The organism is uncultured Campylobacter sp. (assembly GCF_937996225.1).
Taxonomy (GTDB): domain Bacteria; phylum Campylobacterota; class Campylobacteria; order Campylobacterales; family Campylobacteraceae; genus Campylobacter_B.
On record NZ_CALKTC010000054.1, the window covers coordinates 1 to 21707 of the forward strand.

The 21707-nt window shown below is 45.3% G+C and carries 19 protein-coding genes; 12 read left to right on the forward strand and 7 right to left on the reverse strand.

Going from position 1 to position 21707, the window contains the following annotated elements:
- Positions 1-317: 317 nt before the first annotated feature.
- The 4 genes from ppa to aspS form a co-directional block, all read right to left on the reverse strand.
- A complete protein-coding gene (gene ppa / locus Q0174_RS06155; RefSeq protein WP_298042430.1) occupies positions 318-836 on the reverse strand; it encodes an inorganic diphosphatase in 519 nt (172 codons plus the stop codon).
- 9 nt (positions 837-845) lie between these two features.
- Complete coding sequence (locus Q0174_RS06160) at positions 846-1202, reverse strand: NirD/YgiW/YdeI family stress tolerance protein (protein ID WP_298042432.1); 357 nt, start codon at positions 1200-1202, stop codon at positions 846-848.
- Between the two features lie 273 nt (positions 1203-1475).
- Positions 1476-2057 (reverse strand): adenylate kinase, encoded by a 582-nt coding sequence (locus Q0174_RS06165; RefSeq protein WP_298042435.1) that lies wholly within the window; start codon positions 2055-2057, stop codon positions 1476-1478.
- Positions 2054-3808: an aspartate--tRNA ligase gene (gene aspS, locus Q0174_RS06170; protein WP_298042438.1), complete on the reverse strand. Its 1755-nt coding sequence runs from the start codon at positions 3806-3808 to the stop codon at positions 2054-2056. Before aspS ends, Q0174_RS06165 begins: the two co-directional genes overlap by 4 nt.
- An 83-nt stretch (positions 3809-3891) precedes the next feature.
- Here aspS and Q0174_RS06175 point away from each other — a divergent pair, with 83 nt between their 5' ends.
- From Q0174_RS06175 to Q0174_RS06200, 6 genes are all read left to right on the forward strand, one after another.
- Entirely contained in the window at positions 3892-4767 is an 876-nt protein-coding gene (locus Q0174_RS06175; protein WP_298042441.1) for an NAD(+) kinase, read from the forward strand.
- Positions 4761-6284 carry an AAA family ATPase gene (locus Q0174_RS06180; protein WP_298042444.1) on the forward strand — a complete coding sequence of 508 codons (1524 nt, stop codon included), beginning with the start codon at positions 4761-4763 and terminating at the stop codon, positions 6282-6284. Before Q0174_RS06175 ends, Q0174_RS06180 begins: the two co-directional genes overlap by 7 nt.
- Positions 6285-6409: 125 nt before the next feature.
- On the forward strand, positions 6410-7207 hold the full coding sequence (locus Q0174_RS06185; RefSeq protein ID WP_297882739.1) for a TatD family hydrolase: 798 nt from the start codon (positions 6410-6412) through the stop codon (positions 7205-7207).
- A complete protein-coding gene (locus tag Q0174_RS06190; protein ID WP_297882548.1) occupies positions 7204-8202 on the forward strand; it encodes a lytic transglycosylase domain-containing protein in 999 nt (332 codons plus the stop codon). The genes Q0174_RS06185 and Q0174_RS06190 overlap by 4 nt, the downstream gene beginning before the upstream one ends.
- A gap of 13 nt (positions 8203-8215) precedes the next feature.
- On the forward strand, positions 8216-8971 hold the full coding sequence (locus Q0174_RS06195; protein ID WP_298042446.1) for a septal ring lytic transglycosylase RlpA family protein: 756 nt from the start codon (positions 8216-8218) through the stop codon (positions 8969-8971).
- A 235-nt stretch (positions 8972-9206) separates the two neighbouring features.
- Complete coding sequence (locus tag Q0174_RS06200; RefSeq protein WP_005871672.1) at positions 9207-9443, forward strand: hypothetical protein; 237 nt, start codon at positions 9207-9209, stop codon at positions 9441-9443.
- 72 nt (positions 9444-9515) lie between these two features.
- Here Q0174_RS06200 and Q0174_RS06205 read toward each other — a convergent pair whose 3' ends face one another.
- The 3 genes from Q0174_RS06205 to Q0174_RS06215 form a co-directional block, all read right to left on the reverse strand.
- Positions 9516-9998, reverse strand: a complete 483-nt coding sequence (locus Q0174_RS06205) for a hypothetical protein (protein WP_298042449.1) — start codon at positions 9996-9998, stop codon at positions 9516-9518.
- 27 nt (positions 9999-10025) lie between these two features.
- Positions 10026-10658: a hypothetical protein gene (locus Q0174_RS06210; protein WP_298042454.1), complete on the reverse strand. Its 633-nt coding sequence runs from the start codon at positions 10656-10658 to the stop codon at positions 10026-10028.
- 249 nt (positions 10659-10907) lie between these two features.
- Entirely contained in the window at positions 10908-11741 is an 834-nt protein-coding gene (locus tag Q0174_RS06215; protein ID WP_298042457.1) for a YihY family inner membrane protein, read from the reverse strand.
- Between the two features lie 227 nt (positions 11742-11968).
- On the opposite strand from Q0174_RS06215, the gene Q0174_RS06220 reads away from it, so the two are divergent.
- The 6 genes from Q0174_RS06220 (at position 11969) to Q0174_RS06245 (ending at position 21688) form a co-directional block, all read left to right on the forward strand.
- Positions 11969-14218: a TonB-dependent receptor gene (locus Q0174_RS06220; protein ID WP_298042527.1), complete on the forward strand. Its 2250-nt coding sequence runs from the start codon at positions 11969-11971 to the stop codon at positions 14216-14218.
- Between the two features lie 291 nt (positions 14219-14509).
- Positions 14510-15928: a TrkA C-terminal domain-containing protein gene (locus tag Q0174_RS06225; RefSeq protein ID WP_298042459.1), complete on the forward strand. Its 1419-nt coding sequence runs from the start codon at positions 14510-14512 to the stop codon at positions 15926-15928.
- 43 nt (positions 15929-15971) lie between these two features.
- Positions 15972-17003: a 3-dehydroquinate synthase gene (gene aroB / locus Q0174_RS06230; RefSeq protein ID WP_298042462.1), complete on the forward strand. Its 1032-nt coding sequence runs from the start codon at positions 15972-15974 to the stop codon at positions 17001-17003.
- Positions 17000-18706 carry a mechanosensitive ion channel domain-containing protein gene (locus Q0174_RS06235; RefSeq protein ID WP_298042465.1) on the forward strand — a complete coding sequence of 569 codons (1707 nt, stop codon included), beginning with the start codon at positions 17000-17002 and terminating at the stop codon, positions 18704-18706. Before aroB ends, Q0174_RS06235 begins: the two co-directional genes overlap by 4 nt.
- Positions 18703-19935 carry a tRNA (N(6)-L-threonylcarbamoyladenosine(37)-C(2))-methylthiotransferase MtaB gene (gene mtaB / locus Q0174_RS06240; RefSeq protein WP_298042468.1) on the forward strand — a complete coding sequence of 411 codons (1233 nt, stop codon included), beginning with the start codon at positions 18703-18705 and terminating at the stop codon, positions 19933-19935. The genes Q0174_RS06235 and mtaB overlap by 4 nt, the downstream gene beginning before the upstream one ends.
- Entirely contained in the window at positions 19904-21688 is a 1785-nt protein-coding gene (locus Q0174_RS06245; RefSeq protein ID WP_298042471.1) for an AAA family ATPase, read from the forward strand. The genes mtaB and Q0174_RS06245 overlap by 32 nt, the downstream gene beginning before the upstream one ends.
- Positions 21689-21707: the final 19 nt, after the last annotated feature.

Genomic DNA, 21707 nt, shown 5'->3' on the forward strand with positions numbered 1-21707 from the left:
TGAAATTTTAACTGCGGTCTCTATGAAGCATTTTAGTTCGCAGAATTTCTCCACCGTTAGCGCGTAAATCTTCGATCCTCGTCATGCTATTTTGCGCAATGTAGTTTTAAAATCTTTATTTAATAACCCAAGACTGCTTAGCTCAACTGCCGAAAAACAAGCGAAAAAACCAAGCACAGGCTTCAGGTAAAATTTGCGCGGAATTAAAGATATTTTAAAATTTGAAAATTTATAGAATTAAAATTTAAAGATAAATTTGACCGAGCGGATCGGTCAAATTTTGATTAAATTTTAGCGCCGAATGCGCAAAAAGGGGATTATTTATACGCCTTGATCGCTTTATCAAGGATTTTCTCGGCTTCCGCGGCGCTTGCGAAATCCTTTACTTTGACCCATTTATTCGGCTCTAAAAGCTTGTAGGTTTCGAAGAAATTTTTGATCTTATCCAGCGTCGCTTTAGGCAGATCGGAGACCCCTTTGATACCGTCATATCGCGGATCGATCTTGCTAACCGGCACGGCAAGCAGCTTCTCGTCCATGCCGCTTTCGTCCTCCATCATTAAAACGCCGATTAGACGGCACGGGATCACGCTACCGGCGGCAAGCGGGTATTCGTTTAGTACCAAAACATCCGCAGGATCGCCGTCGTCTGCCAAGGTATTGGGCACGAAGCCGTAATTTGCGGGGTAAAACATCGCGCCGTATAGCACGCGATCTACGCATAGCGCGCCGCTTGCTTTGTCTATCTCGTATTTGATATTCGAGCCGTAAGGGATCTCGATTACTGCGTTGATTTTATCGGGATTTGAGCCCACTTTTATCTTTGAAAGATCCATAGTTTTCCTTTATTTAGAATTTAAAATTTTGATATTTTTTACGTCTATCGTCGTTTTGGTAAAATCTTTGTCGATCTCGCCGCTAATTCGCACGAGCGTATTTTCATCCACGCTCACGCCGCGCCAAACGTCATCATCGATCTCAACCTCGATATTATCGCCGTTTTGATCCACAAATCTATAATGCTCGTATCTGAGCTGGGATTTTATCTTGCCGTCGATTACGACAAAAGAATCATCTCTTAATTTAAGCGCCTCTTTGACGCTTGACGGTTGAGTTTGCGCCGCGGAGCCGCTTGGCACGAACCCGCCCGCAGCGAATGCAGCTGCGCACAAAACCATACTAAGTAAAAATTTTCTAATCATATCTATCCTTAAAATTTTAATCTCTGCGTCCGCAAACAGATCCGGAATTTCATTAAATTTAAATCCGCTTGCATTTGACGCTCGTATTTAAATTTACACAGCGAGCTGCTTAAATTTACGCTTGAAATTTGGCTATCTAGTGCAACGGCAAGCTATAAATTTAAAGGCGCACTCGCTTCGGAGGCGCGGTTAAATTTAAGCGCGATCTGTGCCGCTTGCGGTACGAAAAAAGGAGCCGGAGGCGCTTAAAATTTAAGCCGCCATCCAAGCGCGCTAGCCTAATTTTTCGATCTGCGCGGCGATTATAGCGTTTATGTCGGCTACGATCTCCTCGACCGTACGCTCGCCGTTTACGCTGTAAAATACGCCCGCGTCGCCGTAAAATTTACGAATATCCTCGATCGGCTCCGAAAATACCTCCATGCGGTTTTTAAAGACCTCCTCGTTATCGTCCGCTCCGCGAGCGCGTCCTAAGACACGCTCCTTGGCGACCTCCTCGCTGACGCACACCTCGATGACTGCGCTAAGATTTACATCATCGTCGCCTCGCAGTACCTCGTCTAGCTTATTCATCTGCTCGACGCTTCTTGGATAGCCGTCGATGATGATGAAGTCTTTAGGTGAGCTTTTAATCGCGCTAACGATAGCATTTACGACGATATCAAGCGGCACGAGATTGCCTTTAGATATGAAGCCATCTATCTGCCTGCCCAGAGCGCTGCCGCTTGCTACCTCGGCGCGTAGTAGATCGCCGGTGGAATAGTGCTCGATGCTTTGATTCATCTGAGCGATCATGCTCGCATCGGTCGTTTTGCCGCTGCCAGGAGCGCCGATGATTAAAAAAAGGCTTTTCATTTTTGCTCCTTCTTATGAAGCCTAAGACCTAGCTCGCGAAGCTGCTCGTCTGTAACGACGCTAGGGGCTTTGGTGAGCGGACACTGCGCGCGCTGCGTTTTAGGAAACGCGATGACCTCGCGGATACTGCTTGAGCCGGTAACGAGCATCATCAGTCTATCGAAGCCGATCGCGATACCTCCGTGCGGAGGCGCGCCGAAGCTTAACGCATCAAGCAGGAAGCCGAATTTCTCCCTCTGCTCCGCAGGCTCGATCTTAAGCAGTCTAAAGACCTTTTCTTGAATGTCCGCTTTGTGGATCCTGATACTGCCGCCGCCAAGCTCGATGCCGTTTAGCACGACGTCATAGGCGATCGACGTGATATCCTCCAGATCGGGCTCATCGGGATTATTCGGCATCGTAAAAGGATGGTGCATCGCGGAGTAGCTGCCGTCGTCGTTTTGCTCAAACATAGGAAAATTTACGACCCACAAAAACTCAAGTCTATTCGGATCGATCAGACCAAGTTCGTTTGCAAGGAAAATTCTAAATCTGCCCATATAATCAAGCACGATTTTCTTTTTGCCCGCGCCGAAAAATACGACGTCGCCAACTTTAAGCTCGCAGCGCCTGATGAGCTCGTCCAGCTCGCTTTTTTCAAAGAATTTTACCAGCGGCCCCTTTAACCCGTCCTCTTTTACCTGAATGAATGCGAGGCCTTGCGCGCCGAATTTTTTAACGTATTCCTCAAAACCTTGCATCTGGCGCTTGCTAAATTTCAGATCGCCACCCTCGACTTTTAGCGCTTTTACGCGGTTGGCTTTACGATCCTTGGCTAAATTTGAAAAAATTTCGTTGCTCGATTTTTCAAAAATATCGGCTACGTCGATGAAAGGCATATCGTAGCGCAGATCGGGTTTATCGCTGCCGTAAAGCTCCATCGCGTCTTTATACTCCATATGTCTAAAAGGGGTGACGATCTCGCGACCGCAGGATTTGAAAATGTCTTTTAAAACCTCCTCGGCTACGCTCATTACGTCGTACTGGGTATTAAAGCTCATCTCGATATCGATCTGCGTAAATTCCGGCTGGCGGTCGGCGCGCAGGTCCTCATCGCGGAAGCAACGCGCGATCTGGAAGTATTTATCAAAGCCGGAGCACATCAAAAGCTGCTTGAAAAGTTGCGGACTTTGCGGAAGCGCGTAGAAGCTGCCCGGATAGACGCGGCTAGGCACCAGATAATCCCTAGCGCCCTCGGGCGTCGCGCGCGTTAAGATCGGCGTTTCGACCTCTACAAAACCTAGCCTATCGAGCGCATTTCGCGCGGCGATCGCAGCCTTGGAGCGCATCTTAAATTTATCGAAGCTTCCCTCGGCGCGCAGATCCAAAAAGCGGTATTTTAGCTTAGTTTCCTCGTTGACGCTTTTATCGCCGATTACGAAAGGAAGCGGCTTGCTTGGATTTTCGATCTGTAGATCCTCTACTACGACTTCGATATCGCCGGTTTTTAAATTTGGATTTTCTAGCCCTTCGCCGCGAGCTCGGATCTTGCCGACGGCTTTTAGAACGAATTCGTTTCGCACGGTATTTGCTACCTCGTATGCCGAGTGGCTATCTTTGGGATCACAGACTAGCTGTAAAAGTCCGCTTCGGTCGCGCAAATCTATAAAAATCACGCCGCCGTGGTCGCGGTAAGAATTTACCCAGCCGCACACGGTTACACTTTTGCCGATATCGTTTTTACTCAAATCGGCGCAATAATGACTTCGCAAATTTACTCCTTTAAAATTATTTGTAAAACGCAAGTATAGTTAAATTTTGCTTTTACAAAGCTAATTTTTTATAAAATAAAACTATGGAAAACAAAATTCATAAAAACCTTAAATTCGCGGGGCTAATAGCCAAAAAATCAGAAGAGATTCGCCCCGTCGTGGAGCAAATTTGCGAAATTTTAAAAGCGCAAGGTATTGAGCTTTTGCTTGAAGAGGACGGAGCAGAATTTTTCGGCCTTAAGCCGCATACGCTTGCCGAAATTTTAAAAAAGACCAATTTTTTAATTAGCCTCGGCGGCGACGGCACGCTCATCGGGCTTGCGAGGCTACTAAGCGACAAAAACGCCTTTATTTTGGGTATCAACGCAGGCACTCTCGGGTTTTTAACGGACGTGCAGCCGAGCGAATTTGCAAAATTTTTGAAGGAATTTTTGCGCGGCGAATACGAGATCGAGCGCCCGTTTTTACTCGAAGTGATACTGGAAAACGGCAGCGGCAAGATCGTCCGCAAGACCGCATTTAACGACGTCGTAATCACCCGCAGCCATATCTCTTCGATGGCGAAGATCGATGCGTTTTTAAATAGAAAATATTTCAACACCTACTACGGCGACGGCGTGATCGTAAGCTCCGCCGTAGGCTCGACCGCGTACAATATGAGCGCGAACGGCTCGATCGTCTATCCGCTATGCGACGTGTTTTGCGTCACGCCGATCTGCTCGCACAGCCTGACGCAGCGGCCTTTGATCCTTCCAAAAGAATATCTTGCAAGCTTCAAAAACGCCGGAAGCTCCGAAGTTAGCGTCGTCATCGATGGACAAGACGTTTTTGATATGGCGGAATTTCACAGCGTGAGCGTTAAAATTTCACACGCAAAGGCAAATTTAATAAAACGCAGAAGCTACGATTATTTCGACGTTTTAAAAGCCAAACTCAGATGGGGGCACGGCGGATGCTAGAAAGAATTTATATTAAAAATAATCTAGGTTTTTGCGAGAGCGAGCTTAGTTTTGGCCCGGGACTTAGCGTATTTACAGGTATCAGCGGCGCGGGTAAATCGGTATTAATAGGCGCGATTTTAGCGGTGTTCGGTCTTAACGAATGCGAGGCTGAGCTCATAGAAGCGGACGTAGAACATAAATTTGATATGGAAAATTTCGGCTTGATAAACGATACGCCAAATACCTTTCGCGTTCTAAAAGAGCGTAGCTTGCGATACTTTATAAATTCCCAATCGGTCTCAAAAAAAAATCTAAGCACGATCGCCGGCGAATACGTGAAATTTTTAGGCGCGAAAAACGCCGGCGAAATGAGTAGCGGCAGCTTGCTAAAATTACTTGATTTTATCGCCGCGAAAAAAGATGCGGCGCACGCTCAAAGCCTATCGGAGCTTCAAAGCGCTTTTGTGGAATTTAGCCGCACAAAAAAGCAGCTGGATGAAATTTTGGATCAAGAGCGCAAGATCGAGGAGTTAAAGGAATTTGCTCGCTTTGAGATTGAAAAAATCGAGCGCGTATCGCCTAGGATCGGCGAATATGAGGAGCTTTTGCAGATCAAAAAAAAGCTTAGTAAAAAAGATAAGATCGAGGAACTTTGGGCTAGGGCGCAGGGCGTTTTTGAGCTGGAGCGCAGCGTCATCGAAGCGCTAAGTCTTAGCGGGCTGGATAGCGCGTTTTTTGAGGATGCAATGAACGAGCTGCGGCTAAAGCAAGAAAGCTTGAATTTAGACGAGCTCGAAAATATTGACATAGAGAAAATTTTAGATCGCATCGAAGCTCTTAGCGCGCTAAATAGGCGCTACGGAAGCATAGAAGAGGCTTTAGCTACGCTTGAAGCGCGCAAGAAAGAGCTTGAGCATTACGAGCAGTTAAGCTTTGAAAAAACCAAGTTGCAAGTGGAATTTAAACGTCTTAGTGAAAGCACCGCTACCCTTGCCGAAAAAATCAGCGAGGCTCGCAAGGGCACTAAAAAACGGCTCGAGGATCTGATAAATTCCTATCTAAAGCAGCTTTATATGGACGGAGTGGAGCTTGGTTTTAAGCCTACGGCGCTTAGTGAGTGCGGCACAGATGAAATTTGCGTCAGCTTGTGCAAGACGGAATTTAAAAATTTAAGCTCAGGCGAAACGAACCGCCTACGCCTTGCTTTCATCGCGGCAAGCTTGGAGCTTACAAATAACGGCGAGGGAATTTTGATCTTAGACGAGATTGATTCAAATTTAAGCGGAAAAGAGGCGATGAGTATCGCTAACGTGCTGGTAAAAATTTCAAAATTTTATCAAATTTTTGCGATCTCGCACCAGCCGCAGCTTAGTTCCAAGGCTGCGTCACACTTTTTAGTAAGTAAAACGAACGGCAAATCTAGCGTGAGATTATTAAGCGAAAATGAAAAAATAACAGAGCTAGCTCGTATGATAAGCGGCGAGACTATTACTGCAGAAGCCCTGGAATTCGCTAAAAAACTAAGGCAAAGCTGAAGGAATTTTAAGCTTAAGTTTAAATCTGAAATTTTTTGCTACAATACCGCGTTTAATTTAAATTTAAGTGTGATTTTGCAAAACGACGTAAAATCCGCTTCGAAAAATTTTATCAAGTGAGTTTTATGATTATAGATACACATTGCCATTTAGACGATGCTAGTTTCGATACCGATTTAGACGCGGTGATTGAGCGCGCCACGATTGCAGGCGTGCGCAGCATCATCATTCCCGGTGCCGATGTAGCAGACCTAGATAAGGCATGTAAAATTTCGCATGCACGGGATAATGTGTATTTTGCCGTAGGGGTGCATCCATACGAGATAGATTCTTTCGATATGGAGGTGCTGAAGCGGTATGCTGACGATCCCAAATGCGTGGGCGTTGGCGAATGCGGTCTTGATTATTTCAGACTTAAGCAGCAAGAGAGCAAGGAAACCAAAGCCTTAGAAATCTCCCGCCAAAAAGACGCCTTCATCTCACAAATCGATCTAGCAACACAACTTCAAAAACCACTTATAGTCCATATCCGAGAAGCAAACGAAGATAGCTTTGGAATTCTAAAAGATCGTGCCGGCGATTTATGCGGCGGTGTTTTACACTGCTTCAATGCCAGCAAGCTTTTGCTAGGTCTTAGCGAATACGGATTTTACTTCGGTATCGGCGGAGTTTTGACATTCAAAAATGCAAAAAACTTAGCTGAGATCTTACCGCAAATTCCGCAAGAGCGCCTCTTAATCGAGACGGATGCACCGTATCTGACCCCGCATCCGCATCGCGGTGAGCGCAACGAGCCTGCATTTACGAGACTCGTGGTAGAAAAAGTCGCGGAAATTTTAAGCCTAAGCGTAGAAGAGGTCGAAGCAATAACGACTCAAAACGCCTGTAGGCTTTTTGGCGATAAAATCAAAGGAGAGATATGAAAGCCATAAAATTTATACTGCTAGCCCTACTTTTAGTGGGCGAAGCGTTTGCGAGCCAGCCCGGTCTGATGCGCGCAAATCACGACTATATTTTAAATCAATTCGGCATCGAAAATAACGAATCAAGCAAAAACGTAGTCGCGGGCATATTCCGTGCGATCAATGCAAGCGATCGCAAGCAGTTTAAGCATATCGTGACTTCACAGTCGCACAATGCCTACTTAGTCAAATCCGAGGTAGATAACATCGAAGCTCCGGAGTTCTTATTGTATTTGGCAATGGTAGAATCTCATCTTAAAAATACGGTCACATCAGGCGCTAGCGCAGGTGGTATGTGGCAGCTGATGCCGGCAACTGCGAAAAATTTCGGTCTTAGAGTAGACAGCGCCGTAGATGAGCGTCGCGATCCTGCAGCCTCTACGGATGCTGCGTTTTCGTATATTTTGCATCTGAAGCAAAATTTTGGCAAGTGGTATTTAGCGCTAATGGCGTATAATTGTGGCGATCAAAAGCTTAAAAATGCGATTGCAGCTACTGGCAGCGATGATCTGGATCGCTTGCTAAAAAGCCCCGCACTTCCTAATGAGACTAAGAATTTTATCAAGCGCATTATCAAATATGCTTACATCGCTCAAAATGAAAATATGCGTAAAATTCTGCTTTTTGAAAGCGAGCCGTGGGGGCTAAAGCGTATCGCCGTAGCTCCGGGCACAAAGCTAAGCGCGGTTGCAAAACAGATCGGAATTTCGCCGTCACAAATGCAGGATTACAACGCGCATATTAAAAACGGAATTTCGCCGCTTAACGGCAAGTACTTCTTTTATATCCCACAAAGCAAATATGCAGAATTTGTCGTAAATCAAGGCGCGTTTCAAGCGTATGAACCACGTCTGAAACAGCGCAAGCCAGGACGTGTGTTAGCAGGTTTGGCGAACGAGCTTAGCCTCAAAGACAAAAACGAAATAGCGCTAAATAATATAAAATTCAACAAATAAGATCGGATCGCAGGTGTCGTACCAGAAAATCGCTCTTTTTAGTGCGCTTTTTGCGCTGATTCTTGCCGGTTGTTCGTTTCGCACCGTACCGTCGTCTAGATCGTCTGCGGGCGGTGCAGGCAAGATCGGCAAAAACTCTCCCGCCACCATGCGCCCTTATAAAATTAACGGCAAAACCTACTACCCCGAGCAAGTAAGCGTCGGCGATACCCAGATAGGTATCGCCAGCTGGTATGGGCCAAATTTTCACGGCAAATACACCTCAAACGGCGAAATTTACGATATGAATGGCATGACCGCCGCACACAAAACTTATCCGATGAATACTATGGTAAAGGTCACGAATCGCGACACCGGCGCTACCGCAACCGTGCGCATCAACGACCGCGGTCCATTCGTGGATGGTCGCATCATCGATCTTAGCAAAACAGCTGCTAATTTAGTAGGCGTATTTGCCAAAGGTACGGCGCCGGTAAAACTCGAAGTAGTGGGCTTTTATGGGCATACTATCGCTAAAGGCTCGCCGAAAGCAACCATTGTCGGCGGAAATTTTATGGTGCAAATCGGTGCGTTTAGAAACAGAAGCGGCGCACAAATTTATCAGCGCGATTACCACGGCACGGCGGGATATCCTGCGATCGTCAAAGAATTTAGCATAGATGGCGCGCCGATTTATCGCGTCTTTTTAAGCGGATTTAAAAGCGAGGACGAAGCGAGAGATTTCGCGCATAATGGCAAGTTTACTGGAGCTTTCATCGTAAGGGAGTAACAGTTTTCTTTGACGGCTTTTCCTTCGTTTTTTGCTCGATAAGGGCTTTGTTAAATTTATTTGTGAGCTACTTGCGGTAAAATTTCCCGTCATCTAATAGTTATCTGCTTTAGCTGCGGCGAAGTGCAAACTACTTGCAAGCTATTCGTAGCAAAAAATGCGCCTGCCTGCTTGAGCTTTGTTTTTTAATAGGACGCCGCAGCTGATAAAATTTTATATTGCTAGGGGATAGAGCATGCAAAAATATCCGGAAGTTTATAGTTTAGAAAAGAGTTTGGCTATACTTGAAAAATATAAAGACGAGCTGAGCGCAGAACAATACGAGCAAAACAGATCTATCATCTGTAACCACGCGATAGAGGGTATGTTTGCAAACGAGCAAGATATAATCGATCTTATCAAGGTCGATAAGGGAGAAAAAACATCCGATGAGATAATAAACGAATATAAAAAAGAGTGGGGCGTTTTATAGTGCAGTAGAAAATTTAAATTTGATAGTGAAATATCAGAGGTATTTTGGTGCAGCTCATAGGTTCTTTAAATTTTAATCGTGCAGAAAAGTTACGACTTCGTGTTCCTTTGGCAGAAATTTTCTACCATCGATGCCATCATCTCCATATTCCAATAATGCTTCATTTAAAATTTCATAAATTTCATCCATTGAAATATCTCCAATGTCAGAATTTACACTTTGGAATTTATATTTGATTTTAAATGGATTTTCCGTGAAATATTTACTCGTTGTCTCATTATAAATTCGCCTTATATCAAGCTCGATATTTTTACCTCTATAATGCAGTAGCCAAATAACTTCTCCCGTAAGACCATCTCTTGGGTCTGGCAAAGGCACTCTGCAAACAAACATAAACCAGGCATCTCTTTGTCTATCTATAACCCAATCCAGCTTATCTAGGTAGTAATCATCATAGACTATTGAGCCATATTTTAGGCAACAATTATTTATAATATTTGCAACATTGTATCTTTCCAAATCAACTTTAGAAATATGCTCCGCAACAAACGCCATCTAGCCCTCCTTTAAAAATTCTATAATTTAAAGTAGCTCGCTCGTATACAGACCGAACAAAGACGAGAGCTCAAATTTAACGTCTTTGTCGCTCAACAATTTATTATTCGGCACCGCAATAATGCCCGTTTTAAACCTATATAATATATACTTTTTAAATTTAAATCCGTTGAGCGCCAAGAAAATGAAATGATGTAGCATGGTGATTAAAAAGAATATTGGACTTACCAAATACCTAACCATTCTCTTTCTCCTATTTTTTATATCTTTGATCCATATATTTACGTCTTGCTCATTGTATGGTATCAACGCCCAAGTTACCGATACAAGATCATCTTTTTGCAAAATTTCGGTTTTAAATTTCATATGTTTGTCTATATACTCGAATGAAATTTTATCATCATAAAATTTTGTAAAAAACTTATTGCAAAATTCTTGATAGGCTATTTTTATCTCCCAAAATATGCAAAATAAAATTCCGAAAATCCCTAGCGTTAATGACGCCCTTCTCATCATCTCTTTATGCGAATCCAGCTCCGGCGTTAAATTTAGCAAAACAAAAGACAAGAATATAAGCACGCACATGATTTTATTTGATATAGTAAGCCTAAAAAAGTAGTCGTTTTCTATTATTATCGGCTCTTTGTCACGGTCTCTCATAATATTTCCCCTGTTTTAAAATCGCGCATAATTTTACCTTAACGATGCTGTGCGAGGGATTAAAATTTCAGCCTTGCCGCACCTCATTAAATTTTTAAAATCCTATTTCTATGCATATGTCGATTATTCAAAGACAAACTTCCCGCTCGTTTTCGATAGAATTTTAAAATTTTGATTTAAATTTCTAGCCCATGCAGAAAACGCGCTTTAATCCAAAAAGCATAGAAAAACGCAGCCTTGCACAGAAATTCAAGCGCTTTGTCGCTCGCCACCTCTTTTAAATTTAGCGTCCAAAAATACGCAGAATTTCACGCCGTATAGGTAGAAAATCCAGCTTATGTAGATCCACAGAAAGAAAAATAGCGCGACCGAAAACGAGCCGTAGATGCTAAGATAGGTTTTGTTATAAAAGACGTATTGCGCGAAAACCAGTCTCGAAAGCCACCATAAAATCGATGCTACGAGCGATGAGGCAAGCACCGCTTTTGCGCGGATCTCGCGGTTGATCGCCGTAGCATAAGTAATCGCAAAGATCCCCCAAACGATTAAGTAGGGTAGAATTTTAAGCAAATTTATCCAGCTCGTAAACTCGGTTTTATTTAGCAGCTCCTGAAGCTCGCTGCTGATATAAAACGATGCTCCAAGCCCCACAGGAGCGAGCGTCATCAGCGTCCAGTAGGTGCTTAGGCTCTTAAAAAAGCTTCGCTCGGGCGAATGCGAAATTCGCGCGATAATCGCTTCAAAGTCCCCGAAAAACAGCACCGACGTAACTAACACTGCGCAAAAGCCCGTTACGCCAAGGCTTAGGCCGTTAGCCATAAATTCTTCGATATAGTGTGCCATGCTCGCTTGATTTGCGGGCAGGAAGTTTGAAAAGATAAAGCCCATAATCTTGTCGTAGTAGCCTTTAAAGCTTGGCAGCTGCATAAAAACGCTAAGCGAAACCATCAGCACCGGCAGTAGCGCCAAAATCGTGTGAAAGCTAAGGCTTGATGCATGGTGCATGAGCTCGGTATCGTAGAGGCGGAAAAAATTTTTGAGTCGGTTTTGCGCTTGCTTAAGCGCCGGTATTAGTTTTTTCATACGGGCGATTTTACATTAAAATTTTAGAATTTCATATAAATTTGCGCAATTTTTCTTTTGTATCGCAGTATATTGTCTATGAAATTTTAAACTGCAAAAATGCGACTACAAATATATAAATTTATATCTCGAATTTAGTCTAAATTTAGGAAAATTTTTCTAATATGCTAAAAAATAATATTAAATATATCCATAACGAAGGGAAAATAATGGAACGAAGGAAAACGATGAAATTTAAAATTTCATTAGCGGCATGTATGTGCCTACTATGCGGTAGTTTGGCTGCAGCGCAAAGTGGCGGTAATTCTGCGCCTGAAAAGTCGCAGAATATGGGCGTAATCGAGGTAAACAGCGTCGGCGATAATATCAGCGAGAGCGGCATCGACGAGGGCTTTTTGAGCAAAAACGTGCAACATGGTATCCTTGCCGGCAAGCGCGCTTTGGATCTTCCGTATCAGATCAACACGATCAGCAAGGAGATTATGAACCATCAAGGCGTCACCGGCTACGAGGAGGCGGTAAAATACTTCCCGTCCGCGCAGATTCAGATGCGCGGCGGTGCTACGGTCGGACGTCCGCAGACGCGCGGCTTTGAAGGTAGCGTCGTAGGCAACAGCTTCTGGGACGGCTTCTATACGGTTTCGACGACGGCGATTCCGATGGCGATGTTTGAGAGCTTTCAGGTGCAAAACGGCGTCGCAGGCTCGCTCTACGGCGCGCAAAACCCGGTGGGCATTTTCAGCTACACGCGCAAGCGCCCGGTAAAAGATCAATACATAATTTGGAGCGATTATATGTCGCGAAGCAACCTAGGTCTTGGTCTTGATCTATCCGATAAATTTGAAAAATTCGGCTACCGCACGGTATTTTACGGATCAAACGGCGACAGACAGCCTAAAGGCTCCAATCTTCAGCGCCGCTTAGCCAGCGTCACGATGGAATTTTATCCGACGGGCGATCTAACGTTTGAAACCGCAGCGAGCTATTACGAGCACAATACCAAGGGCTTTGCAGGGCAGTTTGCTCTGGGCGTGCGAGACGGCAAGATCGTAGACGGCATGGAGCTTCCAAAGGCGGTGGATTCCTCAAAACGCGGTCTTGGGCAGAGCTTTGGAGGAATGCATCTAAAAACCACTACCGCAAGCGCGAAATTTAAATACTCACCGACGGATAGGCTATATTTCGAGGGCGGCTTTCAGTTTCAGCGTGCCGATCGTGATACTCACGGCGTCGTAAACTACATCTTGCCTAGCACGCATCCGCAATATACGAAGCCGGGTGATTATTATACTCAACACAGCGGCGGTGCTACGGCAGCATATAGATATGACCTGCCAAGCGGCTATCTCAAGGCCAACACGCAGTTTGACACGGGCAGCGTAGGGCACGATTTTAGCGTACAGACCAACGGATACCACTGGACGCAGGATAGATATAAAAGCGCGAGCACCAACTACACCTCGCCTACCATCGGCAATATCTACGATCCTAAAATTCTAAATTACACCGGTGCTAAGCGCGGAAGCGGGCTATATCACTACGCTGTTTTGGATATGTATAACGTCTCGGTGCTAGATGATATCACGATAAACGATAAATTTGACGTGATGTTGAGCGCATCTAAGGCGTGGATGAGGCAGGAATCCTACAATACCCGCCAACAAAGACTTGTTAAAGCCTACAGCGATTCGGGCTATAGCTGGGCGGGCAGCTTGATCTTCCATCCGATAGAGGATGCCAGCATCTATTATACCTACGCAGATAGCTTGCAGCAGGGCTCTACCCATGTTTATGATGGCGGTCCACATAACGGTGAGGTTGCCTCTACGTCTCCGTATCGTTCCAAGCAGCACGAGATCGGTGCTAAGATCCGCGTAGCCGATATGATCGATTTTAGCGTAGCGTATTTTGATATCCGCAGACCTATCGCGTATCTAAATAGCTCTACGGGACTCTATGGCATAAACGGCGAGCAGCGCAACCGCGGATTTGAGTTTATGAGCGGCGGACGAATTACGCAAAATTTAAGCGTACTGGGCGGCTTTACCTATATTGATCCAAAGATGCATAACGTAAGCATCGAGGGCGCTAATCGCAAGGTCGCAAACGGCATCCCTAAAATCAATGCAAATTTAATGCTTGATTACGTGATCCCGGGCACCGATAAGCTTGCGATCAGTACGAATTTCCACTACACCGGCAAGATGTATCTGGACGATCTAAATACCCAGCACACGCCTAGCTTTTTCGTTACCGATCTTGGCATGAGATATACGAGCGAGCATCTTTTGGGCGATAAGACCACGCTGCGCTTCAACGTAAATAACGTATTTAACAAAAAATACTGGGCGGGAATGTATCCTGCGAGTGCCGACGGTGCGGGCGGACTTAACGTAACCAGCGTGCTAGGCTCGGCAAACGGCGTAACGCTAGGCGAAAGCAGGAGCTTTATGCTCTCTGCAGAGGTGAAATTTTAAAATCTAGCGGATTTAAAATTTTTGCTTAAGCGGCGCGAGCAGATGCCGCGACCGCTTTTAAATTTATGAAATTTTATCGCTCTAAGCAGCAAGACTAAATTTAACGAGGCTTGTTTTAATTCGTTTTAAATTTAAGCCTTGGATTTGGAATTTTAAACCTTGATTTTAAAATTTAAATCTTTAAATTTTTAAGTCTCCGCGCCTCGGTTTGCCCGCAAAATTTATCCGCGCGCGGTTTAAAATTTAGCCGTTTTTGGTTATAATCTTTGCAAAACCACGAAACGGAGAGCAATGAAACAAGTTTTAATCATCGCAAGCGGAAAGTTTGCGCGCCATTTTTTATCCAAAGTTTGTAAAATCAAAGATGTCATCAGATCATATCGCGTCATAGCTAAAAATACGGATGCCGTGCCCTCAGAGCTTGAAAACGAGTCAAATTTTTCGATCGAAATTTTTGATCCTACTAGCATTGAGCGGCTGCGCGTGGTGCTAGCAGAAGAGGAATTTGACCGCTGCATAGTGATAATGGATGATGAATTTGACACTAAAGTGACGCTTGAAAATTTAAAGACGCTCGCTCCAGATTTAGAGCTTTACGTGGCCGATTTTTGGGGGCTTTTGCGCGAGAATAAAAACGAGGCTCACGTAAAAATCGTAAACACTCTTGCGCTGAATTCCTCGCGCTTCATCGGCTTTTTGCCTGATAGCCCCGTTTTTGCTGATAACATCGGGCTTGGACGCGGAGAGATAATGGAGGTAAAAGTGCCCGTAGGAAGCTCGTTTGCGTATAAAAAAATCAGCACGCTTTCTAATGCCAAATATCAAATTCCGATGATCTACCGCCACAACAATTACATCGTAACGACGCCCGGCTCGCGGATATATCCGAATGATACGATCTTGGTTGTGGGCGAGCCTAGTGCGCTGCGAGCGGTGTTTGCTGAAGTAAAAAAGCAAAGCGGGCAATTTCCATCGCCGTTTGGGCTAAATATTTTCGCGCTAATCGATATGAAAAAAATGAGCGACGACGAGATAGCTAGGACGGTTAGGGCGCTTGAGTTTTTGGATTTGCATATTAGAAATCATAAAATTTATCTGCGAATTTTAAATCCTTTGCTAAACGACGCTTTTAGCGAGCTTAAAGCGCTGTGTGAGCGGGATAAATTTGAAATTCTCATCGATTACTCGGGCGAATTAAATTTAAAGCGCGATGTGAGCGAAAATAAAGCAGGCTTGGTAGTTTGCTCAAGCGGAGTTTTCGAGGCGAAAAAAGCAGCACTTAAAGCGCTTGAAATTCCGGTGCTAAGCCTTGGAGAGGGCGAGCTAAAAGATGTGCGTAAAAGTGTCGTGCTAAGTGCCGGCGAGCGGCTTCGTGAGGAATCAAGTATCGTCTTTGACATCAGCTCGCAGCTAGGGCTAGACGTGTATTTGTATCTTTTCGGCGAGAGCGAAAAGGGCGAGTTTGCGCAAAGCTACGTGAGCTTATCGAAGCTTTTTAAGCAGAGTTTATTCGTGATTCCTTGCGAGCGACAAAATCCGATTTTAGCGCTAGGCAGCGAGCGAGATCTGCTACAATTTGTGCCATTTAATGATAGAATTTTGGCGCGCAAGCTCACGTCGATTTTTAATCAGGATTTGGATCAGATGTATTTTAAACTCGGCAAAAATCATCAAATTTTCGTTCCGAGCGATTACGGGTATGAAAAGTAATCGAAATTTATGTTACAATTACCTAAAAATCAAAGGCTAGCGTATGAAAATCGATCTTAATTTAGACAAAAAATACAGCGTTTTTATCGACGAATTGCATAGTTTAAAACTTAGCGGTAAGGTCGCTATCGTGACAAATCCCAAAGTAGGGGGGCTGTGGCTTGATTTCTTACTGCAGCGGCTAGATTGCGAGCAAAAATTTATCATCACGATCCCGGACGGCGAGGAGTATAAAAATACCGCGAGCGTGGAGCAAATTTTAGAGAAGCTTTTCAGTTCCAAGCTCGACCGCAAAAGCACGCTCATCGCTCTTGGCGGCGGCGTCATCAGCGATATAACGGGCTTTTGCGCGAGCATTTATGAGCGCGGTATCGATTTTATCAATATCCCTACGACCTTGCTAGCGCAAGTGGATGCAAGCGTCGGCGGCAAGACGGGCGTGAATAATCGCTTCGGCAAAAATTTAATCGGTTCCTTTTATCAGCCGCGCGCGGTTTATTGCGAGAGCAATTTTTTATCTACTCTTCCTGCGCGGGAGTTTGCTGCGGGCGTTGCGGAGGCTGTAAAGATGGCTGTATGCTTTGATGTCGAACTATTTAAATTTTTCGAGACGCACGATCTAAAAAGCGCCGATGAAATTTCGCACGTAATCGCTCGCTGTGTGGAGATTAAAGCAAGCGTCGTAGAGCGTGATGAGCGCGAAAGCGGCATCAGAGCGGCGCTTAATTACGGCCACACCTTTGCTCACGCTATCGAAAAAATTACTAATTATAAAAAATTTTTGCACGGCGAGGCTGTGGCGATCGGCATGGTGATGGCAAATGCGCTAGCACGCCGTCTTGATAAATTAAATGAGCTTGAGGAGGAGCAGATCCGCAAAGTGCTTCAAAAATTTGCGCTTCCGATAAAATTCCACGTAGAGGATGCGGCGGAATTTTACGAGCTGTTTTTTCTCGATAAAAAGAGTGAAAACGGCAAGATAAAATTTATCCTGCCCGACGGCATCGGTAAATTTCGTATCGTCGATGATATAGATAAAGACGCGGTAATAGCCACGTTAAGAGAGTTTGCATGAAAATAATCCTAGCGGTTTTTTTGATTTTTAGCCTTGGTTTTTGCGAGGGAAATTTTACGGCTGCAAATCCGAGCGCGCAGATCGGCTCCGGCGCGCTTCAAAACGATAAAAATCAGACGCAAAGCGCGGAGCTCGCTTCATCGCTAAAAGCTCAAATAAAAGCGATAGACGATGAGATCAAAAATAATATCTGGATCTCGCGCTTTTCAAATTTCATACGCTATCAAAATTTACAAAAGCAATCCAGCCAGCTCGAAGCGGAGCTAAAAAAGAGCGCCGGCACCGATAAGATCGCGGAGATTCAAAAAAAACTTCGCGCCGTAAAAGAGCAGCTCATACTGCTAAAAGAGTATGAAAAATCCCCGTTTTTAGATATCATCGCGATGCCTGAAACTCCAGAGCCCGCGCGCATTACAAATCCTTTTTCGATAATTTCTGGTTTTTCTACGATTAGAAATTTGCAAGCTCAAAAGATGGAGCGGAAAAACGCCATCGAAAATATTAAAGCTTTAATCGATAAACTTGAAGCAAAAAGGGCGCTATATGAGCGTTTGATGCAGATTGATACGGACGCAAGCGCTGCGGCGGAGCTTAAAAGCTTAGATTACGAGCTCGGAGAGTTCAGCTCCGCATACGAGATCGCGCAGACCACGTACGACGTTTACGAAAAAAAGATCAACTCGCAAATCGCCGTGCAGACCGCCGATATAAAAGCGCAGGCCAAGCGTGCGGGAAACATCGCCGTATGGATACTCGTAGTCGTCGCGCTGTCGTTTTTCTGCAAGGTAGTGGCGAAAAAATATATCAAAAACGACGAGAATTTTTATATCGTAAATAAAGCTATCAACGTTTTAAATTTCACGCTGATTGCGCTGATACTGCTCTTTTCTTACATCGAGAATATGACGCACTTCGTGACGGTTTTAGGCTTTGCCTCGGCAGGTCTTGCGATTGCGATGAAAGATATGTTTATGAGCTCCTTAGGCTGGCTTACGATCGTGCTTGGTGGCAGCTTTCGCGTGGGCGATCGTATCAGAGTGCATAAAAACGGCGAGACCTACGTAGGCGATATCATCGATATTTCGGTGCTTAGGATGACGATTTTCGAGGACGTTACTATGACTACGTGGAGAGAAAATAAACGCGCAGGCAGGGTGATTTTCATACCGAATAATTATATTTTTACCGATCTTATCTCAAACTACACTCATAGCGGGCTTAAGACCGTCTGGGACGGCATTAGCATACTTTTAACATTTGATAGCAACCATAAAAAGGCGATGTATCTCATAAAAAACATCGTGCGGAAGTATTCCAAGGGCTACACCGACATCGCCAAAAAGCAGATGGGCAAGCTTCGTTCGCAATATAGCATCAAAAATCCAAACGTCGAGCCTAGAATTTTTAGCTTCTTCGAGCCATACGGCATTGAAATTTCGGTTTGGTATATGACGAACTCTTACGCGACGCTCGGGCTTCGCAGCAATATTTCGGCTGAAATTTTAGATGCGCTAAGAGGCGAGCCCGATATCAAGATCGCCTATCCTGCATACACTCTTTTTAACGGCAAAAATTATGCGGCGGCGGGCGGAAATTTTGCGGCGCAAGATCTCGGCTCCGAGCAGCAAGGCTCGCAAAATTTAAACGCAGCGGCGCAGGGTGCGGGCTTTGCCACAGGAAGCGGATCCGGGAGCGAAATTTGAAAATTTATTTTAAAACGTTTGGATGCCGCACAAATATCTACGACACGCAGCTTATCAAAAGTAACCTCAAATCGGGCGAGATCACGCACGACGAGCAGGGCGCGGACGTCGTCGTGATAAACTCCTGCACCGTTACGAACGGCGCCGACGCGGACGTGCGAAACTACGTAAATAAGATGAACCGCCTCGGTAAAAAGATATTGCTAACCGGCTGCGGCGCGGTTTCGCGCGGCGAGGAGCTTTATAAAAACGGCGCGGTCTTCGGCGTGTTCGGGATGTCGCAAAAGGAAAAGATCGACGAGTTTTTGGGCTCGGAGTCGAAATTTTACGATATCGGAGGTCTTGACGGCGTCGAAAAAAACCTGGTAAGCGACTACGAGGATCACACCAAGGCCTTTATTAAAATTCAGGAAGGGTGCGATTTTAACTGCAGCTATTGCATAATCCCCTCGGTGCGCGGCCGCTCGCGCAGCAGCTCTGAAGATGCAATCTTAAAAGAGGCGGAGAGCCTTGCCGCAAACGGCTTTAGCGAGATCGTGCTAACCGGCACCAATATCGGAAGCTACGGCAAAGCCGCAGGTACGAGCCTCGGCACGCTGCTTCAAAAACTAGGCGCGATACGCGGAATTCGCCGCATTCGCCTAGGCAGTATCGAGCCCTCGCAGATAGATGCGAGCTTTCGCGAAATTTTATCCGAGCCCTGGCTGGAGCGGCATCTGCACATCGCGCTTCAGCACACTTCGCAAAAGATGCTTAGCATAATGCGCCGCCGAAATTCCGCGCTAAGGGATTTGGAGCTTTTTTGCGAGCTTGCGGAGCGCGGGTTTGCGCTGGGGACGGACTTTATCGTCGCGCATCCGGGCGAGAGCGAAGAGCTTTGGCTCGAAGCGTTAGAAAATTTCAAAAAATTTCCGCTCACGCATCTGCACGCCTTTATCTTTTCGCCGCGGCAAGGGACCGCTTCGGCGTCGCTAAAAGGCCGCATAGACGGCAAAACGGCGAAGGCGCGGCTGAAGATGCTACAAAACATAACGGCGCTGAATAATTATAAATTTCGTCTTTCGCACAAGGTGCCGCTAAATGTGCTGATCGAGCGGAAAAATGGAGAGTTTTATGAAGGATATGATCAATTTTATGATAAAATTTGGATCAAAAGCGATGAGGATTTGTCGAAAAAATGGATGGAGATAAGAGATTATGAGGTTAAATTTGATGGAAATTTTGCATAAAATCAAAAAAAGCAAGCTAAATATAATTCTGATTTTTTTAGTGCTGCTTATCGTTTTGCTCTCGATCGTTTATTTTAAAGACGATTCGCGATACATCACCGAGCGCGAATTTAGCGAGCTCGTGCGAAAAGATCAGATCAAACGCGCGCATATCGAGGACGGAAATTTAAATTTTACCTACGACGGCAAACGCTATAAAATTTTAGTCGATCTCGTAGATCTTAAGGAGCTATCAAATCACGCTCTAATCAGCAAAGAAAAGGATGATGGCACGAGCGGTATTAGCGCGACGCTCGTGATTTTTACGTTCGCATTTTTTCTCTTCGTGTATTATTTTGAAACCGTTTTGGCGCGGCGCCGCAGGATGGACGGCGTAGGCACTGCGCGTCAAGGCGGCGCAAATGCAGAGCTCGGCGATCTTTCGCCGAGCGTTAGCGACGTAAGATTTAGCGACGTCGCGGGCATCAGCGAGGTCAAGGACGAACTCATAGAGATCGTGGATTTTTTAAAAAATCCCGCAAAATACCGAAATTTCGGCATCAAGCTGCCGAAAGGAATTTTAATGATCGGCGAGCCGGGCGTCGGTAAAACGCTTATCGCAAAAGCCGTAGCCGGCGAGGCGGACGTGCCGTTTTTTTACCAAAGCGGCGCAAGCTTCGCCGAGGTCTTTGTGGGCGTCGGCGCTAGGCGGGTTCGCGAGCTGTTTGCGAAGGCCAAATCCTGCGCGCCTGCGATTATTTTTATCGACGAGATTGACGCGGTCGGCGGCAAGCGCGGTATCGGGCGCAACGACGAGCGGGAAGCGACGCTAAATCAGCTGCTGACCGAGATGGACGGATTTGAGGAAAACAGCGGCGTGATGGTAATCGGCGCGACCAATAAAATAAATTTGATCGACGATGCGCTGCTGCGCTCGGGGCGCTTTGATAGGCGCGTTTTCATCGGGCTTCCGAACTACAAAGACCGCATCGAAATTTTAAAAATTTATCTCGAGGGTAAAAGATGCAGCGCGAATATCAACAAAGTAAGTCGCCTCTGTGTGGGCTTTAGCGGCGCGGGAGTAGCGACGCTGGTAAATGAAGCTGCGATCAACGCTCTTAAGCGCGGCAGCGATACGATCGAGCTTAGCGATTTTGAAAATGTGCGGATGAGGGTCTTTTACGGCGTGCAAAAAAGTAGAATTCTAACCGAATACGAAAAGGAGATCCAGGCGTTCTATCAGGGCGCAAAGGCGCTTAGCGCGTATTGGTATTCGTTTGATTTCGAAAAAATAGAGCTTTTAAACGATAAATTTTTAAACGAGGATTTCGAGATCGAATCCAAAACGCAAATTTTAAATCAAATCAAAGTGCTTTTAAGCGGCATGGCGGCGCTACAAATCCATAAAAACGACGCTTTTTCAAATTCTGCTAGCGACGTAAAGCAGGCTATCGCGCTGGCGCAAAAGATGGTTTTTGAGCTCGCGATGGGCGATAGTTTCACCCCTAGCGCGCAGAGCGTGAATAAAATTTTGCAAGATTGCTACGACGAGGTAAGCGAGATAATCCGCACGATGCAGGATAAGCTAAATCAAATTTCAAAGCAAATTTTCGTCTATGAGTTCATAACTTTCGAGGATGTTCAAAAGATCTGCGAATCTGATGGTGTGGAGCAAGAAGGCGTCTCCGCGCAAGAGCAAGATTTGCAAAAGCTGGAAAAAGATAGCGAAAGCTCTGAAGAAAAGCCGCAAGACGGCACGCTAAATTTCGATTAAATTTTAAAATTCCAATAAA

Bases quoted from the DNA above. Each gene is read 5' to 3' on its own strand.
- Q0174_RS06235 (WP_298042465.1), top strand. From the start codon at position 17,000: ATGAAAATAATCCTAGCGGTTTTTTTGATTTTTAGCCTTGGTTTTTGC.
- Q0174_RS06200 (WP_005871672.1), top strand. From the start codon at position 9,207: ATGCAAAAATATCCGGAAGTTTATAGTTTAGAAAAGAGTTTGGCTATA.
- Q0174_RS06175 (WP_298042441.1), top strand. From the start codon at position 3,892: ATGGAAAACAAAATTCATAAAAACCTTAAATTCGCGGGGCTAATAGCC.
- Q0174_RS06190 (WP_297882548.1), top strand. From the start codon at position 7,204: ATGAAAGCCATAAAATTTATACTGCTAGCCCTACTTTTAGTGGGCGAA.
- Q0174_RS06185 (WP_297882739.1), top strand. From the start codon at position 6,410: ATGATTATAGATACACATTGCCATTTAGACGATGCTAGTTTCGATACC.
- Q0174_RS06160 (WP_298042432.1), bottom strand. From the start codon at position 1,202: ATGATTAGAAAATTTTTACTTAGTATGGTTTTGTGCGCAGCTGCATTC.
- Q0174_RS06245 (WP_298042471.1), top strand. From the start codon at position 19,904: ATGAGGTTAAATTTGATGGAAATTTTGCATAAAATCAAAAAAAGCAAG.
- Q0174_RS06215 (WP_298042457.1), bottom strand. From the start codon at position 11,741: ATGAAAAAACTAATACCGGCGCTTAAGCAAGCGCAAAACCGACTCAAA.
- Q0174_RS06165 (WP_298042435.1), bottom strand. From the start codon at position 2,057: ATGAAAAGCCTTTTTTTAATCATCGGCGCTCCTGGCAGCGGCAAAACG.
- Q0174_RS06205 (WP_298042449.1), bottom strand. From the start codon at position 9,998: ATGGCGTTTGTTGCGGAGCATATTTCTAAAGTTGATTTGGAAAGATAC.
- Q0174_RS06220 (WP_298042527.1), top strand. From the start codon at position 11,969: ATGAAATTTAAAATTTCATTAGCGGCATGTATGTGCCTACTATGCGGT.
- aroB (WP_298042462.1), top strand. From the start codon at position 15,972: ATGAAAATCGATCTTAATTTAGACAAAAAATACAGCGTTTTTATCGAC.
- Q0174_RS06225 (WP_298042459.1), top strand. From the start codon at position 14,510: ATGAAACAAGTTTTAATCATCGCAAGCGGAAAGTTTGCGCGCCATTTT.
- Q0174_RS06180 (WP_298042444.1), top strand. From the start codon at position 4,761: ATGCTAGAAAGAATTTATATTAAAAATAATCTAGGTTTTTGCGAGAGC.
- Q0174_RS06210 (WP_298042454.1), bottom strand. From the start codon at position 10,658: ATGAGAGACCGTGACAAAGAGCCGATAATAATAGAAAACGACTACTTT.
- ppa (WP_298042430.1), bottom strand. From the start codon at position 836: ATGGATCTTTCAAAGATAAAAGTGGGCTCAAATCCCGATAAAATCAAC.